Below are 476 nucleotides of genomic sequence, written 5' to 3' on the forward strand. Positions count from 1 at the left end.
CCGCAAGAAAGCGCTGGAAACGTTATCCGCAATACCGCATCACTGATAGCCGCTGCGCGCACGGCAGGCGTACCGGTCATTTATGTCAGTGTCGGATTCCGCAAAGGGTATCCAGAGGTCAGCAAAAACAACACGATCTTTTCTTCAATTAAAGAGAATGGAATTTTTATGGCTGACAATGAGAGCACGGCTATTCATCCTGATGTCGCTCCGGCAGAGAATGAGGTTGTCATCGTTAAACGCAGAGTCGGAGCTTTCTCGTTTACCGAACTTGAGATGGTTCTCCGTGCTCAAGGCATCGAAGAGCTGATTCTTACCGGTGTGACGACCAGTGGCGTTGTGCTTTCTACAGTGGGGCAAGCGTTTGACCTGGATTACCGCCTTATCGTTGTGAGTGATTGCTGCGCAGATCCAGATCATGAAACCAATGTGTTTTTACTGGAAAAAATTCTACCTCAACATGCTTTTGTTACCAG

General features: G+C 48.1%; 1 protein-coding gene. It reads left to right on the forward strand.

What is annotated here, in order from left to right; all coding sequences use genetic code 11:
- Positions 1 to 24: 24 nt before the first annotated feature.
- A partial coding sequence (locus tag FDW97_RS15500) for an isochorismatase family cysteine hydrolase (protein WP_137351277.1) occupies positions 25 to 476 on the forward strand: 452 nt, incomplete at its 3' end.

The organism is Citrobacter sp. wls708 (assembly GCF_005281255.1).
GTDB classification, from domain to species: Bacteria; Pseudomonadota; Gammaproteobacteria; order Enterobacterales; family Enterobacteriaceae; genus Citrobacter; species Citrobacter werkmanii.